A 14,818-nucleotide genomic window follows, 5' to 3' on the forward strand; every position below is an offset into this window, starting at 1 on the left:
CCGACATGGGCAGAGGAAGTCTTGTGGGAGTGGAGTACAAGGTTAGCCAAGGGGGGGAGGAGGTGGCACCCTGTTTCAGTCGGCGTCTTTGGGGGGGAGGGAGTTGTCCCCCCCGCCACAATGATCTGTGTGTACAAGTCGAACTGAATACAGCCCACTGGAGAACGCTATGAGCAAAATCGCAATCATCGGTGCCACCGGCCGTGCCGGTAGCCAACTGCTGGAAGAGGCCCTGCGTCGCGGTCACAGCGTCACTGCCATCGCTCGCAACACATCGAAAATCGACCCGCGCGAAGGTGTGGTCAGCAAGGCTGTCGATGCGCTGGATGCAGCCGCACTGCAAGCGGCAATCGCCGGTCATGACGTGGTGATCAGCGCGGCGCATTTTGCGACGCTGCCTGCCAACGCGGTGATCGGGCCGGTGAAGCAGGCCGGGGTCAAACGCCTGCTGGTGGTGGGCGGTGCCGGTTCACTGCTGTTGCCGGACGGTACCCGGGTGATCGACAGCGCAGGTTTCCCGGCGGAGTACAAGGCAGAGGCCGGTGCAGGTGCCTTGTTCCTGGAAAACCTGCGTCAGGAAAAGGATCTGGACTGGACCTTTTTGTCGCCGTCGGCTGAGTTTGTCGAGGGTGAGCGCACCGGGACATTCCGGGTCGGCAAGGATGATTTGCTGGTGAGTGGTGAAGGACGTAGCTGGATCACGTTCGCCGATTATGCGATTGCGATGCTGGATGAAGTAGAGAGCCCAAAACACGCCAGTCAGCGGTTTACTGTCGGCTACTGAGTACACCGATCACCTGTGGGAGCGAGCCTGCTCGCGAATGGGGAATGACATTCAGCAGAGATGTCGACCCTCAGGCCGCCTTCGCGAGCAGGCTCGCTCCCACAGGGTTATGCGCCAGTGTTTCGGGGTCAGCGCGACTGCGCCTGCTCCACCAACCACCCCATCAACTCGCGCAACTTCGGCGAAGGCGTGGGTTTTTCCGGGAAAACCAGGTAATACGCCAGGCCGGTTTTTACCTTCAATTCGAAGGGCATGACCAGACGTCCAGCGTCCAGGTCATCGCCAATCAGCGACCAGTCGCCGATCGCCACCCCGGTGCCCTGGGACGCCATCGACATCGCCAGGTCCAGGGTTTCGAAGTGCTGGCCCTTGCCGACATTGGTCAAATGCACATCCGCTGCTTTCAACCAGGCCTTCCAGTCCCGCTCATCGCGGGTGGGGTGCAGTAGCAAGTGCTGTTGCAGATCGGTCGGTGTTTGCAAGGGCAGCGTCCCTTCCAGCATGGGCCGGGAACACACGGGCGTCAGTTGCTCATCGAACAGAAGTCGAGATTCCAGTGCACTGTCCGGTGGCGCACCGTACATCACTGCCGCATCGAATTGCTCGCGGTGGAAGTCCACGCCGTGCTTGACCGTGGTGGTCAGCTCCACCGGCACGTCAGGCCGTTCTTTTTGCCATTGCAGAAGTCGCGGCAGCAACCAGCGCATCACACAGGTCGGTGCTTTGAGTTGGAGGGTCTCGCGCTTCTCGCCGATCTGCTCCACCGCCTCGTCGATCAACCCGAAAATCTGCTGGACCCGCGGCAACCACTCCCGTCCTTCGGCGGTCAGGTCCAGGCCTCGGGCCTGGCGGATGAACAATTCATAACCCAGATGATCTTCCAGTCCGGCGATCTGTCGACTCACCGCGCCTTGGGTGATGTGCAGTTGTTCGGCGGCCCGGGTGAAGTTGCAGCACTGCGCGGTAATTAGAAAGGTGTGCAGCGCCGGCAGGGGAGGCAGTCGTTTCATTGGGATCCAAGGTATGACGTGAGGACATGGCTAGTATGACTTTTTATCCATTGTTGCGGCTACGTGTCGCCCGTTCCAATGAGGCCATCCCTGGACCTGCCCATTCATCATAAACACTGCGCAGGCCCGGCGTCTCAAACGAACAAGAAGGGCAATGACATGGCGACGTGTGGCGAAGTATTGGTCAAGTTACTCGAAGATTACGGGGTCGAGCAGGTGTTCGGCATTCCCGGGGTTCATACCGTGGAGCTGTATCGCGGGCTGGCCCGTTCGAGCATCAACCACGTCACCCCGCGTCACGAGCAGGGCGCCGGCTTCATGGCCGACGGTTATGCCCGTACCAGCGGCAAACCGGGTGTGTGCTTCATCATCACCGGCCCTGGCATGACCAACATCACCACCGCGATGGGGCAAGCCTACGCCGATTCGATCCCGATGCTGGTGATCTCCAGCGTGCAATCGCGCAGCCAGTTGGGCGGCGGTCGCGGAAAGTTACATGAGCTGCCGAACCAGAGCGCGCTGTGTGCTGGCGTCGCGGCGTTCTCCCACACCCTGATGTCGGCGTCCGAATTACCGGGCGTGCTGGCCCGTGCCTTCGCGCTGTTCCAGGCCGGTCGCCCGCGTCCGGTGCATATCGAAATTCCGTTGGATGTGTTGGTTGAAGAGGCCGATGACCTGCTCGCCAGCGTGCCGGTGAATATCGACCGCGCCGGTGCCGCACCGAGTGCCGTGAGCCGCATGACCGAACTGCTGGCCGGCGCGCAGCGTCCGCTGATACTGGCCGGTGGTGGTGCCATCGATGCCGCCGCCGAACTGACCGAACTGGCCGAACTGCTGGACGCACCGGTGGCGCTGACCATCAACGCCAAAGGCATGCTCGAATCCGCTCACCCGCTGCTGATCGGATCGACCCAGAGCCTGGTCGCGACCCGCGCACTGGTAGCCGAGGCCGACGTGGTGTTGGCCATCGGCACCGAACTGGCCGAGACCGATTACGACGTCACCTTCAAAGGTGGTTTCGAGATTCCCGGCAAGCTGCTGCGCGTCGACATCGACCCGGACCAGACCGTGCGCAATTACCCGCCGCACGTCGCACTGGTGGCTGACTCGCGCAACGCCGCCCAGGCGTTGCTCAGCGCCTTGTCGCACAAATCCCTGGCCGAGCGCCGCAACGATTGGGGACAGGTGCGCGCTGCCCGCTTGCGTGACGAACTGGCTGCCGACTGGGATGCGCCGACCCTGGCCCAGACCCGTTTCCTGGAAACCGTCCTGCACGAATTGCCGGATGCAGTATTTGTCGGCGACTCGACCCAACCGGTGTACACCGGCAACCTGACCTTCAATCCGGAGCGCCCGCGCCGTTGGTTCAACTCGTCCACCGGCTACGGCACCCTCGGTTACGCCTTGCCGGCAGCGATTGGCGCCTGGCTCGGCGGCAGCATTGAAAACGGTGCGCGTCCGCCAGTGGTGTGCCTGATCGGCGACGGCGGCCTGCAATTCACCTTGCCGGAATTGGCCAGTGCCGTGGAAGCGCGCACCCCGGTGATCGTGCTGCTGTGGAATAACCAGGGCTACGAAGAGATCAAGAAGTACATGGTCAACCGCGCTATCGAGCCGGTTGGCGTCGATATCTACACCCCTGATTTCATCGGTGTGGCCAAGGCCCTGGGCTGCGCCGCCGAAGCGGTCAGTGATGCCGAGCAACTGCGCAGCGCCTTGCGTATCGCTACGGATCGCCAAGGCCCGACCCTGATTGAAATCGATCAGACTGCTTGGACACAGGCGGTGTCGAAATGACTTTTCCAACCACTTTGGATGGCCTGTTCATCGACGGCAAATGGTCGGCGGGCAACGAACACCTGCGCGTGATCAACCCGGCGACCGAAGCGCTCCTGACCACCGTCGTGGGCGGTGATGAGCACGCGGTCGACCAAGCGGTCAGCGCAGCGACCCGGGCGTTCGCCGACTGGTCGAAAACCACCGGCGCCGAGCGCGGCGCGATCCTGCGCAAAATCGCCGCGGGCGTGCAGGCCGGTCGTGACCAACTGATGTACTTGCAATCGAGCAACAACGGCAAGCCACAGTTCGAAGCGGCCATCGACGTCGATGACGTGATCGCTACCTTCGAATACTACGCAGGTCTGGCCGAAGGGCTGGACGCGAAGCAGGACAGCACCGTCGAGTTACCGAGCGATGATTTCAGCGCTCGCCTGCGCCGCGAGCCGTGCGGTGTGGTCGGCCTGATCGTGCCGTGGAACTTCCCGATGGTTACCACCGCCTGGAAACTCGCCCCGGCCCTGGCCGCCGGTTGCTGCGTGGTGCTCAAACCTTCGGAAGTGACGCCGCTGCCGGAACTGGAATTGGCGGCGATCATCGCTGAAGCCGGTTTGCCGGCCGGCGTGTTCAACGTGGTGTGCGGTACCGGCCTGGCCGTTGGCGCACCGCTGTCGGCAGACCCGCGAATTGCCAAGATTTCCTTCACCGGCAGCAACGCGGTGGGCGTGCAGGTCATGCAACGCGCGGCTGAAACCGTCAAAGGCGTGAGTCTGGAACTGGGCGGCAAATCTTCGCTGTTGGTGCTGGCCGATGCCGATATCGACCTGGCGGTGGATGTGGCTTGCGGTGGAGGATTCTTCAACGCCGGGCAAATGTGTTCCGCCACCAGCCGAGTGCTGGTCGCCGATGAGTTGTTCGATGAGTTCATCACGCGCTTGAAGGCTCGCGCCGAAGCGATTCGCGTGGCTGACCCGTTCGACCCGAACGTGGAAATGGGCGCGCTGGTCAATCAGGCGCAATACCAGCGCGTGCTCGGCCACATCGACCGTGGTTTGAGTGCTGGCGCCAAACTGGTTTGCGGCGGTAATCGTCCGGCGGATCTGCCGCGCGGATATTTTTTGCAGCCGACAGTCTTCACCGACGTACCCCTCGACAGTGCGCTGTGGTGTGAAGAGATTTTCGGTCCGGTGATCTGCGTACGTCGTTTTGCCTCGGAAGCCGAAGCGATTGCCCTGGCCAACGACAGTCAGTTCGGTCTGGTCGCCAGTGTCGTCACACGCAATGCCGAAACGGCGGATCGCGTCGCTAATGCTTTGCAGGCGGGGCTTGTTTGGATCAATGCGCCGCAGGTGATCTTCCCGCAGACCGCCTGGGGCGGCTACAAGCAGAGCAGCATCGGCCGTGAATTGGGGCCGTGGGGCCTGCAGGCTTTCCAGGAAATCAAGCACGTGATTCGGGCTGTCTGATGCCTCTCCTGTAGGAGCGAGCATGCTCGCGATGGACGTCAACGATAACGCGGGGCATCAGACAGCCTGCGTTGTCCATGCCTCCATCGCGAGCATGCTCGCTCCTACACAGAGGCATGCATTGATGTCATGGCTTCAATGATTTTTTATCGATAGTCAGTTGTTTTGCACGACCTCAGGATGAACTCACCGGTTCAACCAAGCCCCCGAAAATACGGGAGCCAGCGCTGATCCGACCGCGCGGATGCAACAGTTTCGACCTGCCTCATACCTACAAAAACAAAGGGAGTCCGTAATGGGCGAGCACGATCTGAACAGACGTCAATTCATCAAAACCGTGGGCGTCGCCTCGGTTGCAGCGGCGGCCATGAGCCTGCCGTTCGTCAAGGCCAACGCCAGCGATACCCGCTTTGCCGGCAAGACCCTGCGCCTGCTGACCTGGTCCGATGACACGGGGCTGGCTGCATTGCGCAACATTGCTGCGACCTTCGAAGACAAGTACGGCTGCAAGGTCATCGCCGACCGCACCGGCAGTACCTCGGAAATGGTCGCCAAACTCAAGGCCGGCGGTGATCGTCCACAGTACGACATCATCACCCTGGCAGGCGTCGGCGCCGAAAGTCTGGCCGCTGCCAACCTGCTGGAAAAACCCGACCTCAACCGCATTCCCAACCTGGTCGACGTACCGGAGAAATACCGCACCGGCGCCAATGGCCACGGTATCGGTTACCTGCTCTGGTGCAACAGCCTGGTCTACAGCACCCGCACCATCAAGGAAGCGCCGAACAGCTACGCGGCCCTGTGGGACGCCGATCTGTCGCCGAACATCTTCCTGCCGCCGCCTAACTGGACCGAGGCCATGGACCTGATCATCATCGCCGCCAAACTGGCCGGTGGTGACGAGCACAACATCGAGCCGGGCTTCAAGAAACTCGCCGAACTCAAGGATCGCGTGGTGACCCTGGGAGAAAACCCCAACCAGATCGCCGAGCTGTTCCGCACCGGTTCCCTGGACATGGGCGGTCTTTACGCACCGGCCTTCTTCCCGAAACAAATCCGCGATCCGAACTATGGCTTGGGCGCCACCTTCGGCATGAAGGAAGGTTTCTACACCGACCTGATGCTCTCGGTAATGCCAAAGAATCGTCCGGGTGACACCGACCTGGCCTACGCCTTCATCAACCACTCCCTGGACCCGCTGGTGCAGGGCAAGATGGCCGAGGACATCTATAACGGTCCGGTCAACGCCAAGGCGATCATCTCCGCCGAAGCGCGCAAGAGCCCGTACATCCTCACGCCGGAGCAGATCTCCGAGAAGGCGATCATGCACGACAACGCCTTCCTGGCCACCGTGCATGACCAATGGATTCGTCGTTACACGGAAATCTTTTCTTCCTGATATCGGACTTCCAGGCACTGCAAATTCCTGTGGGAGCGGGCTTGCCCGCGATGACGGCCTTCCTGTCGACAATGATGTGACTGACAGATCGCCATCGCTGGCAAGCCAGCTCCCACAGGGTTCGCGGTGGTTTCGAGTTCTGTGTTTGTCAGCTGCTTTCCATTGACGAGACCCTTGCTATGGAACACCAACCTCTGACCCATCCGGTGAGTGCCGCCCCCGTGCGCGCCGATCGGGGTGTTTCGCCGACGACGCGCGCCTGGTTTTTCCTCACGCCGTCGATGTTGTTTTTGGGCGTGCTGATTGCCGCCAGCCTCCTGGTGCTGCGCATGAGCGTGGGCACCAAGGGCGCGGAATGGTCCGGGTTCAGCCTGGCCAGCTATGCCCAATTGCTGGAACCCTATTACCTCAAATCCCTGATGCTGACCCTGCGCCTGGCGCTGATCAGTGCGGTGATTGCCGTGGTGCTGGCGATCCCGGTGGCCTACACCATGTCGCGCCTGACATCGCCGTTCGTGCGTCGGATCTTCCTCGCCGCCGTGCTGCTGCCGTTGCTGGTCAACCTGCTGCTGCAAAGCTATGGCTGGCTGGTGATTCTGGGACCTGGCGGGATGCTCAACCAGACGCTGATGGGCCTGGGCCTGATCAAGCGTCCGATCATGCTGCTGTACAACCAGAACGGCGTGTTGATGGGCCTGGTGCAAACCGCCTTCCCGCTGGCCGTACTGCCGATTGCCAGCGCCATGCGCGGCGTCGCCCGCAGTTACGAAGAAGCCGCCGCGACCCTGGGAGCCAGTCGCTTGCAGGTGTTCCGCCAAGTGGTATTGCCGATGAGCCTGCCGGGCATCATCACCGGTGCGACCCTGGTGTTCGCCTACAACGCCAGCAGTTTCGTGGTGCCGTTGCTGCTGGGTGGCCGTCGCGTGCCGATGCTGGCGGTGATGGTGCATGACCAGATCGCCCCGCTGATGAACTGGCCCGCCGCATCCGCCGCCGGAGTGGTGTTGATCGTGACCACGCTGGCGATCATGACCTTGTCCGAATACATCACGGGCCGTCGTCGGCGCATGCTGGAGGCTTCGCAATGAGTACGTTGATCAAAAGGCGCCAATCGCTGTTGCCAGGCGATACCGGCAAGTTCGCCGGCATTCTCTCGGGCTTCATCCTGCTGCTGGCGGTGCTACCGATCCTGACCATGATCGTCATGTCATTCAGCGGCGCCTCGAACCTCGACTTCCCGCCCAGCAGCTACAGCCTGCAATGGTACAAGGCGGCCTGGCACACCTTCGTGTCGCCCGATGCCAGCGACGTGCTGAGCCTCGGCCAGGCCATGGCCACCAGCCTGCTGGTGTCGTGCCTGACCATGATCTTCGCCACGCTGATCGCGGTGCCGGCAGCCTACGCGCTGACCCGTTGCGAGTTCCGTGGCAAGGCCGTGGCGCTGCAACTGATGTCGCTACCGCTGGTGTTCCCGATGGTGGTGCTGGGCCTGGCGTTGCTGCTGGTGTTCGACAGCCTGCCGTTCCACATGACTACTTCGCGGTTGGTGATCGCCCATGTGATTCTGGCGTTGCCCTTCGTGGTGAAGAACTGCACGGCGGCCATGCTCTCCATCGGCAGCGAAGTCGAAGAGGCCGCGCAAATGCTCGGTGCTTCACCGTTGCGGGCAATTGTCGATGTGGTGGTGCCGTTGATGAAGTCGGGGATCCTGGCGGGCATGCTGCTGGCGTTCATTGTCTCGTTCAACGAGTTCACCGTGACCTATTTCCTCTACACCATCGACGTGATGACCGTGCCGATCTGGATGTACAGCCGCACTGTGTCCTCGCTTGATCCCACCGTATTTTCGTTTGCCGTGCTGATCGTGCTGATCGACTTCGTGCTCATCTGGGCGCTGGAAAAGTTGGTCGGTGAAGGCGGCGTTTCGTTCTGATTTCTTGAGGTGATTTATGTCTGGTCTGATTCTGGAAAACGTCGAGAAACACTACGGCTCGGCCTGCGCGGTAAAGGATGTGAACCTGCATTTGCCCGAGGGCAAACTGGTGTGTTTCCTCGGTCCTTCGGGCTGCGGCAAAACCACTTTGCTGCGGATGATCGCCGGCCTTGAAACCCTGACCGGCGGCGAGATTCGCCTGGACGGCGAGGACATTGGCCGCACCCCGGCGCACCTGCGCAATTTCGGCATGGTGTTCCAGTCCCTGGCGCTGTTCCCGCACATGACCGTCGGCGAGAACATCGCCTATCCACTGAAGCTGCGCGGGGTCAGCAAGGCGGACCAGCAGGCGCGGGTGGTGGAACTGCTGGAAATGATTCAACTGCAACCGATGATCGATCGCCCGGTGGCCAAACTGTCCGGCGGCCAGCGCCAGCGCGTGGCGATTGCCCGGGCGATTGCCTCGCACCCGAAAATCCTCCTGCTGGATGAGCCGTTGTCGGCGCTGGATGCCAAGCTGCGCGAATCGATGCAGGTGGAAATCCGCCAGCTGCAACAACGCCTGAACATCACCACGATCATGGTGACCCACGATCAGCGTGAAGCCATGACCATGGCCGATATTGTCGTGGTGCTGGGTGAGCACCGGGTGCAGCAGGTGGGCACGCCGATCGAGATCTACCGCCATCCCGCCAACGAGTTTGTCGCGGACTTCATAGGCTCCGGCAACATCTTCCCGGCTACGGCATTGGGTAATGGCAAGGTCAGTCTGCCGGGTGGTGATTCGCTGCAAGTGCCGATCTGCAGCAGCATTGTGGTGGGGGAGAAGGTGAAGATGCTGATTCGCCCTGAAGACCTGCAACTCTCGGCACCGCAGGCGACGGCGGGTAACCGCTTGCTGGGCAAGGTGACGTTCGTGCGGGATATCGGCGCGACGATTGAAACGACAGTGGAGTGTTCCGGGGTGTCGTTTACGGCGCTGAGCACGCCGAATCAAGATGTGGGTCTGAGCGTTGGGCATCCGGTGTCAGTGACTTTGCCGGCGGAGGCTTGCCGCGTTCTGGGGGCCTGATCCGGATTTGATGTTGCCCTGACTGGCCTCATCGCCGGCAGGCCAGCTCCCACAGTGGATCGGTGTACACCTTCCCAATGTGGGAGCGAGCCTGCTCGCGATGGAGTCGGCAAAAACGCCGCAGAAATCAGATCAGATTGACAACCGCAACCGCGCCAAATCCCGAAGCGGCGGCGCCCCGAACAACCGGCTGTACTCCCGGCTGAATTGCGAAGGGCTTTCATACCCGACCCGGTAACCCGCCGCCGAAGCCTCCAGCCCTTCGGCCAGCATCAAGCGCCGCGCTTCCTGCAGGCGCAGTTGCTTCTGGTATTGCAACGGACTCATCGCCGTCATCGCCTTGAAACGGTGATGCAGCGTCGACACGCTCAGGTTCACTTCCTTCGCCAGATCATCGATGCGCAACGGTTGCTCAAAGTTGCCGTTGAGCCATTTGATTGCCTGGCTGACGCGGTGGCTTTGACTGTTGGCAATGGCGATTTCATACAATCGATGGCCCTGTGGACTGCGCAGCAAGCGATAGAGAATTTCCCGTCGGATCAGCGGCGCGAGCATGGCGATGTCTTTTGGTGTTTCGAGCAATCGCGCCAGGCGCAGCACGGCATCAAGCATGGCGGCGTCGAGGCGTTCCACATACAGCCCGCGTCCGGTCGGCCGGGCAGGCACGCCAATGGGACCGGCGTCCGCGATCAACGCGCTGATTTCCGCTGGGTCGATGTCCAGCCGCACGGCGAGGATCGGTTCCTCGACCGAGACATTGACTACCCGGCCGCTGAGCGGCATCGAGACCGAGACCACCAGGTAATTCAGCGGGTCGTAATTGAAGTACTCGTCCGCCAGACGAACTTCCTTGCGCCCCTGAGCCATGATGCACAGCGCCGGTTGTGCGAGCACCGGGGCGAAGTCGTGACTCTCGCTGTGGCGTGACATGAACAGTGAACCGACGGCGGTGGCATAGCTGCCATCTTCGCCGGTATTGCGGCGAATGATCGACGCCAGTTCCGCGCGCTGCTTTTCCATCTCGGCATCCAGCGGGTCTGGGTGCTGGTGTGAAAACTGATCGAGCGACGACATGCAAGGCATCCTCGTTAACGCATGGGTAATGAGCCGAGCTTAAGTTTGTGCAAGCACCAGCGGTAGACACATCCTGCCTGATGCTTGCCTGATTCTGCACACAGTCGCATGTCTACCCTGACAAGGCAGGACGCAGGCGGGAAAACTTGCTCGAAACGCGTATGGCAGAACCGTGACAACGTTTTACACATTGTTACAGGCTGCCCACACAGTCTCGCAGGATTGTGCAACGCGCCGGCAGGAATCGACTAACGACGCAGGCGCATCGGCCATTAACCTTTGATCCTGTCGCAGCCCGTCCCAGGCTGCCACGCGACTCCCCGGGAGGGTTGAACATGTCAAAGCAGATCCCCGTCAGTCATATGGCCTTTGTCCGGGCGCGCGCCGGGCGCTCACAGGAATTGGGTGTACGCCTGAGTGCGCTGATCGAGCCGTCCCGCGCCGCGCCTGGTTGCCTGAATTTCGCCTTGCAGCACTCGCAATGCGATCCGCAGTTGTGGCTGGTATCCGGTTTCTGGATCAACCAGCAGGCCATGACTGCCTACTTCAGTACCCCGGCCATGGAGATTTTTGCCGAATTGGTGCAGGAACTGGTGGTCAACAGCCTGGATTTCCACACCTTCAAGGATGTGTCGGCGGCGCAGGCCCTCAGCCAGTCCGGGGCTGCGGTACACAAACTGGCCGGTTGAGGGTTTAATGGCAGCATTCTCAACCAGCCAGGATGCGCGACATGGCACGCAAAGCCTTTGAAACCTTCGAAGCAGTATCGGCCGTAGTCCCCCGTGAAGGTGGGTATTACGCGGCAATCGCCACCAAAGCCATCGGCGGCTCGGGTGCGCCCCGCTTCAACAAACTGTTGGAAGAACAGACGTTCAAGACCGCCAAAGAAGCGGACGAAGCGGCCGCCTTGCAGCTGACTCACCTCAAGGGTGTCAGTGAAGACGGCGATCTGATCTGGTAGTTACTTTGCCGCCCCCGGGCGGTACATCTTGAACAACGCCTCAGGTCCCAACTGGAAGTAATCCGCCGGCCCGCCGCCGCGCAGAATCGGTTCTGCCGCGGCGGTGTCGTAGATCCCATCCTTCAACAGCCATTTGGCGATATGCACGGCGACCACTTCGCCGAGAATCAGCCAGCTCGGCACCACATTGCCGTCTGCCCTCTGCAATTGAATGATCTGCGTGACCTTGCACTCGAAGGACACCGGGCTTTCGGCGACCCGTGGCACCGAAATGATTTTCGAAGCCACGGGGGTAAGCCCTGACAACTCGAATTCATTCACCTCCGGTCCGACCATGGCGCAGCTCTGATTCATCTGCTCGGCCAAGGGGCGGGTGGCCAGGTTCCAGGCGAACTCGCCGGTTTTCTCGATGTTGTTCAGGCTGTCCTTACGCCCGACGCTGGAAAAACCAATGATCGGTGGAATGTAGTTGAAGGCGTTGAAGAAGCTGTATGGCGCCAGGTTAAGGCAGCCGCTGGCATCCTGCGAAGAAATCCAGCCGATGGGACGCGGGCCGACGATCGCGTTGAACGGGTCGTGGGGCAGGCCGTGGCCGTTGGCGGGTTCGTAATAGTGGATGTCGTCGGACATGAAGCAGGTTCCTGAGCGCTTGCGGGAAACAGTCATGGTGCAAGGACCGACAACATTTTTCCAGCCAACAATGTTCCCCTGCAGGAGTCGCCACAGGTTTTGTGACAGCCCGGATAGCGCGATTAATCCGCTCTTTTGCACGAGTGACAGATTTTTCATAAAGCGCTTACCCATTTTTCACCGCCCCATCTCCAGTCTGCGCAGCGCGACATAACCCGAAGAAACGGTCGGCTTGAATACTGGAGCTCTATCCTCGATGAATAAACTTCCTCAAATCACCCTGGCGTTCTGGGTGATGAAAATCTGTGCGACGACCCTAGGGGAAACCGCAGGCGATTTGCTATCGATGACCCTCAATGTGGGTTATGCGATCAGCTCGCTGATATTGATCAGTGTGTTTGTGCTAACACTGATGACGCAGTTGCTGTCGAAAACCTACAAACCAGTGCTTTATTGGCTGGTGATTCTGTCGACCAGCACGGCCGGTACCACCATGTCCGACTTCATGGACCGCACGCTCGAACTGGGCTATGCCACGGGGTCGCTGATCCTGATTGCGATTCTGTTGGGCATCTTCGCGGCCTGGCGCCTCAGCGGCGATTCGCTGAACGTGACCAAGGTCCAGACGTTCCGTGGCGAGATGTTCTACTGGATGGCGATTTTGTTTTCCAACACCCTGGGCACGGCACTCGGCGATTACCTGGCCGATGATTCGGGGCTTGGCTTTGCCGGTGGCGCGCTGTTGATCGGCTCGACCATCGCCGTGGTGGTGCTACTGAAATACTTTACGAAGATTTCGACAGTGGTGCTGTTCTGGGTGGCCTTCGTGTTGACTCGACCTTTCGGCGCTACCCTGGGCGATTTTCTGACCAAACCCCATGAAAAAGGTGGACTGGATTTCGGCACCATTGGTTCGTCGGCGGTATTGGCGGGGATTCTGCTGGTGATGATCGTGGGGGCGTCGATGGCGCAGAAGCGCTTCGGGAAACAACCGGTTGCCGAGTTGACTTGATACCGAGTTGAGCCCTTCGCGAGCAGGCTCGCTCCCACAATGAACCTCAGTCCTTGTGGGAGCGAGCCTGCTCGCGAAGAGACCGATATGACCGGCCTCGATATAGCTGTCAGTCAGTCACAATCCGCGAATGCTTCTGGGTGTCCTTCATGGTGATGTACACCAGCAACGACACGGCAATGCACGCGGTGACATACCAGTAGTAGCCGGTTTCCATGCCGATGCTCTTGAACCACAGGGCGATGTATTCAGCGGTGCCGCCGAAGATCGATACGGTCAGTGCGTATGGCAGGCCCACACCCAGGGCGCGGATCTCGGTCGGGAACAGCTCAGCCTTGACCACGGCGTTGATCGAGGTGTAACCGCTGACGATGATCAGTGCTGCCATGATCAGGAAGAACGCGCCCCACCAGGTCTGGATAGTGTGCAGGGTCATCAGGATCGGCACGGTGAAAATCGTACCCAGCACGCCGAAGGCGATCAGGATCGGACGACGGCCGATCTTGTCCGACAGGCCGCCGATGATCGGTTGCAGGCACATGAACAGGAACAGCGTGGCGGCGGAAATGGTGGTGGAGTCGGAAATGCTCATGCCGACGGTGTTCACCAGGTATTTCTGCATGTAAGTGGTATAGGTGTAGAACGCCAGGGTGCCGCCCATGGTCAGGCCGACCACGGTCAACAATTCCTTCGGGTGACGCAGCAAGGTGCGCATCGCGCTTTCCTTGGCCTTTTCCTTCTTGGTGAACGACTCGGTTTCTTCCATGCCGCGACGCAGGTACAGCGCAACGATTGCACACAGCGCGCCGATGGCGAACGGAATACGCCAGCCCCACGCATACAGCTGCTCAGTGGTCAGCGTCTGTTGCAGCACGATCAATACGCCCAGCGCGATGAGCTGGCCGGAGATCAGTGTCACGTACTGGAAGCTGGAGAAGAAACCGCGACGTTCCTTGGTCGCCATCTCCGAGAGGTAGGTGGCGGAGGTACCGTATTCGCCGCCGACCGACAGGCCCTGCAGCAGGCGGGCAAACACCAGAAGGATCGGTGCGCCAATGCCGATGGTTTCATAGTTGGGGCTCAGGGCGATCAGCAGCGAGCCGAAGCACATCAGGTACACCGAGGCCATCAGGGCCTTTTTGCGGCCGACTTTATCGGCGTACAAGCCCATCAGCCAGCCACCGATCGGACGCATCAAAAAGCCCACGGCGAAAATCGCAGCGGTATTCATCAATTGCGCGGTGGAGGAGCCGGCCGGGAAGAAGGTCTTGGCGAAGTACAGGGAGAAGGCGGCATAGACGTACCAGTCATACCACTCGACCATGTTGCCGACAGAGCCGCTGAAAATCGATTTGATGCGGCTGGCAGTGCTTTTGGGTTTGGCTGTCACGGCAGCCGACCCAAGGGGCAGGGCGTTGGAGTTATCCATTGAAGGATCCTTCATTTAATTGTTTTTGTGGAGCGCGGTTAAACGCAGCCTGCGGGGGCTATAGCAGGAGCTGTGCCAAGCAGGAGAGGGCCGGTTTAGAGGGGGTATGGTGATTTGATGAGCGGAAATCCGCTTATTGAAGGCTGGTCGTGAGCGGAATATTGCTCACCTGGCTCGAGGAATTCGTTGTATGTGCCGACCACTTCGCGAGCAGGCTCGCTCCCACAGGAGATCGGTGCGCGCCACACCATTGTGGGAGCGAACGCACGTCG

At 60.5% G+C, this 14,818-nt stretch carries 14 protein-coding genes; 10 read left to right on the forward strand and 4 right to left on the reverse strand.

The annotated features are described in order from the left end of the window. The first annotated feature begins 169 nt into the window (after window positions 1-169). Complete coding sequence (locus ACSFE6_RS27945) at window positions 170-784, forward strand: NAD(P)-dependent oxidoreductase (protein ID WP_435430629.1); 615 nt, start codon at window positions 170-172, stop codon at window positions 782-784. A gap of 128 nt (window positions 785-912) precedes the next feature. On the opposite strand, the gene ACSFE6_RS27950 is transcribed toward ACSFE6_RS27945, so the two are convergent. Further along, the gene (locus ACSFE6_RS27950; protein WP_435430630.1) at window positions 913-1,794 is read right to left on the reverse strand and encodes a LysR substrate-binding domain-containing protein; all 882 of its coding nucleotides are present in this window, start codon (window positions 1,792-1,794) and stop codon (window positions 913-915) included. A 159-nt stretch (window positions 1,795-1,953) separates the two neighbouring features. Here ACSFE6_RS27950 and ACSFE6_RS27955 point away from each other — a divergent pair, with 159 nt between their 5' ends. The 6 genes from ACSFE6_RS27955 to ACSFE6_RS27980 all read left to right on the forward strand — a co-directional run bounded on the left by ACSFE6_RS27955 (window position 1,954) and on the right by ACSFE6_RS27980 (window position 9,440). After that, on the forward strand, window positions 1,954-3,591 hold the full coding sequence (locus ACSFE6_RS27955; RefSeq protein WP_435430631.1) for a 5-guanidino-2-oxopentanoate decarboxylase: 1,638 nt from the start codon (window positions 1,954-1,956) through the stop codon (window positions 3,589-3,591). Further along, window positions 3,588-5,036 (forward strand): aldehyde dehydrogenase family protein, encoded by a 1,449-nt coding sequence (locus ACSFE6_RS27960; RefSeq protein WP_435430632.1) that lies wholly within the window; start codon window positions 3,588-3,590, stop codon window positions 5,034-5,036. Before ACSFE6_RS27955 ends, ACSFE6_RS27960 begins: the two co-directional genes overlap by 4 nt. A gap of 295 nt (window positions 5,037-5,331) precedes the next feature. Next, window positions 5,332-6,435: an ABC transporter substrate-binding protein gene (locus tag ACSFE6_RS27965; RefSeq protein WP_435430633.1), complete on the forward strand. Its 1,104-nt coding sequence runs from the start codon at window positions 5,332-5,334 to the stop codon at window positions 6,433-6,435. Between the two features lie 179 nt (window positions 6,436-6,614). Further along, window positions 6,615-7,523 (forward strand): ABC transporter permease, encoded by a 909-nt coding sequence (locus ACSFE6_RS27970; protein ID WP_175389867.1) that lies wholly within the window; start codon window positions 6,615-6,617, stop codon window positions 7,521-7,523. Beyond that, window positions 7,520-8,368 (forward strand): ABC transporter permease, encoded by an 849-nt coding sequence (locus ACSFE6_RS27975; RefSeq protein WP_435430634.1) that lies wholly within the window; start codon window positions 7,520-7,522, stop codon window positions 8,366-8,368. The genes ACSFE6_RS27970 and ACSFE6_RS27975 overlap by 4 nt, the downstream gene beginning before the upstream one ends. Window positions 8,369-8,384: 16 nt before the next feature. Further along, entirely contained in the window at window positions 8,385-9,440 is a 1,056-nt protein-coding gene (locus tag ACSFE6_RS27980; protein WP_435430635.1) for an ABC transporter ATP-binding protein, read from the forward strand. A gap of 132 nt (window positions 9,441-9,572) precedes the next feature. On the opposite strand, the gene ACSFE6_RS27985 is transcribed toward ACSFE6_RS27980, so the two are convergent. Continuing rightward, window positions 9,573-10,514, reverse strand: coding sequence for an AraC family transcriptional regulator (locus ACSFE6_RS27985; RefSeq protein ID WP_435430636.1), 942 nt, complete (start codon window positions 10,512-10,514; stop codon window positions 9,573-9,575). A 335-nt stretch (window positions 10,515-10,849) separates the two neighbouring features. On the opposite strand from ACSFE6_RS27985, the gene ACSFE6_RS27990 reads away from it, so the two are divergent. Both ACSFE6_RS27990 and ACSFE6_RS27995 read left to right on the forward strand, forming a co-directional pair. Continuing rightward, complete coding sequence (locus ACSFE6_RS27990; protein WP_435430637.1) at window positions 10,850-11,203, forward strand: putative quinol monooxygenase; 354 nt, start codon at window positions 10,850-10,852, stop codon at window positions 11,201-11,203. A 41-nt stretch (window positions 11,204-11,244) separates the two neighbouring features. Then, the gene (locus tag ACSFE6_RS27995; protein ID WP_435430638.1) at window positions 11,245-11,475 is read left to right on the forward strand and encodes a hypothetical protein; all 231 of its coding nucleotides are present in this window, start codon (window positions 11,245-11,247) and stop codon (window positions 11,473-11,475) included. On the opposite strand, the gene ACSFE6_RS28000 is transcribed toward ACSFE6_RS27995, so the two are convergent. Then, a complete protein-coding gene (locus ACSFE6_RS28000) occupies window positions 11,476-12,105 on the reverse strand; it encodes a flavin reductase family protein (protein WP_435430639.1) in 630 nt (209 codons plus the stop codon). 256 nt (window positions 12,106-12,361) lie between these two features. Here ACSFE6_RS28000 and ACSFE6_RS28005 point away from each other — a divergent pair, with 256 nt between their 5' ends. Then, on the forward strand, window positions 12,362-13,117 hold the full coding sequence (locus ACSFE6_RS28005) for a COG4705 family protein (protein ID WP_435430640.1): 756 nt from the start codon (window positions 12,362-12,364) through the stop codon (window positions 13,115-13,117). 109 nt (window positions 13,118-13,226) lie between these two features. Here ACSFE6_RS28005 and ACSFE6_RS28010 read toward each other — a convergent pair whose 3' ends face one another. Beyond that, window positions 13,227-14,546 carry an MFS transporter gene (locus ACSFE6_RS28010; protein ID WP_435430641.1) on the reverse strand — a complete coding sequence of 440 codons (1,320 nt, stop codon included), beginning with the start codon at window positions 14,544-14,546 and terminating at the stop codon, window positions 13,227-13,229. Window positions 14,547-14,818: the final 272 nt, after the last annotated feature.

Source organism: Pseudomonas baetica, from assembly GCF_051216495.1.
GTDB lineage: Bacteria > Pseudomonadota > Gammaproteobacteria > Pseudomonadales > Pseudomonadaceae > Aquipseudomonas > Aquipseudomonas baetica_B.

What these genes read in the sequence shown, in the direction of transcription:
- ACSFE6_RS27945 (WP_435430629.1), top strand. Translation starts at nt 170, where the DNA reads ATGAGCAAAATCGCAATCATCGGTGCCACCGGCCGTGCCGGTAGCCAA.
- ACSFE6_RS27950 (WP_435430630.1), bottom strand. Translation starts at nt 1,794, where the DNA reads ATGAAACGACTGCCTCCCCTGCCGGCGCTGCACACCTTTCTAATTACC.
- ACSFE6_RS27955 (WP_435430631.1), top strand. Translation starts at nt 1,954, where the DNA reads ATGGCGACGTGTGGCGAAGTATTGGTCAAGTTACTCGAAGATTACGGG.
- ACSFE6_RS27960 (WP_435430632.1), top strand. Translation starts at nt 3,588, where the DNA reads ATGACTTTTCCAACCACTTTGGATGGCCTGTTCATCGACGGCAAATGG.
- ACSFE6_RS27965 (WP_435430633.1), top strand. Translation starts at nt 5,332, where the DNA reads ATGGGCGAGCACGATCTGAACAGACGTCAATTCATCAAAACCGTGGGC.
- ACSFE6_RS27970 (WP_175389867.1), top strand. Translation starts at nt 6,615, where the DNA reads ATGGAACACCAACCTCTGACCCATCCGGTGAGTGCCGCCCCCGTGCGC.
- ACSFE6_RS27975 (WP_435430634.1), top strand. Translation starts at nt 7,520, where the DNA reads ATGAGTACGTTGATCAAAAGGCGCCAATCGCTGTTGCCAGGCGATACC.
- ACSFE6_RS27980 (WP_435430635.1), top strand. Translation starts at nt 8,385, where the DNA reads ATGTCTGGTCTGATTCTGGAAAACGTCGAGAAACACTACGGCTCGGCC.
- ACSFE6_RS27985 (WP_435430636.1), bottom strand. Translation starts at nt 10,514, where the DNA reads ATGTCGTCGCTCGATCAGTTTTCACACCAGCACCCAGACCCGCTGGAT.
- ACSFE6_RS27990 (WP_435430637.1), top strand. Translation starts at nt 10,850, where the DNA reads ATGTCAAAGCAGATCCCCGTCAGTCATATGGCCTTTGTCCGGGCGCGC.
- ACSFE6_RS27995 (WP_435430638.1), top strand. Translation starts at nt 11,245, where the DNA reads ATGGCACGCAAAGCCTTTGAAACCTTCGAAGCAGTATCGGCCGTAGTC.
- ACSFE6_RS28000 (WP_435430639.1), bottom strand. Translation starts at nt 12,105, where the DNA reads ATGTCCGACGACATCCACTATTACGAACCCGCCAACGGCCACGGCCTG.
- ACSFE6_RS28005 (WP_435430640.1), top strand. Translation starts at nt 12,362, where the DNA reads ATGAATAAACTTCCTCAAATCACCCTGGCGTTCTGGGTGATGAAAATC.
- ACSFE6_RS28010 (WP_435430641.1), bottom strand. Translation starts at nt 14,546, where the DNA reads ATGGATAACTCCAACGCCCTGCCCCTTGGGTCGGCTGCCGTGACAGCC.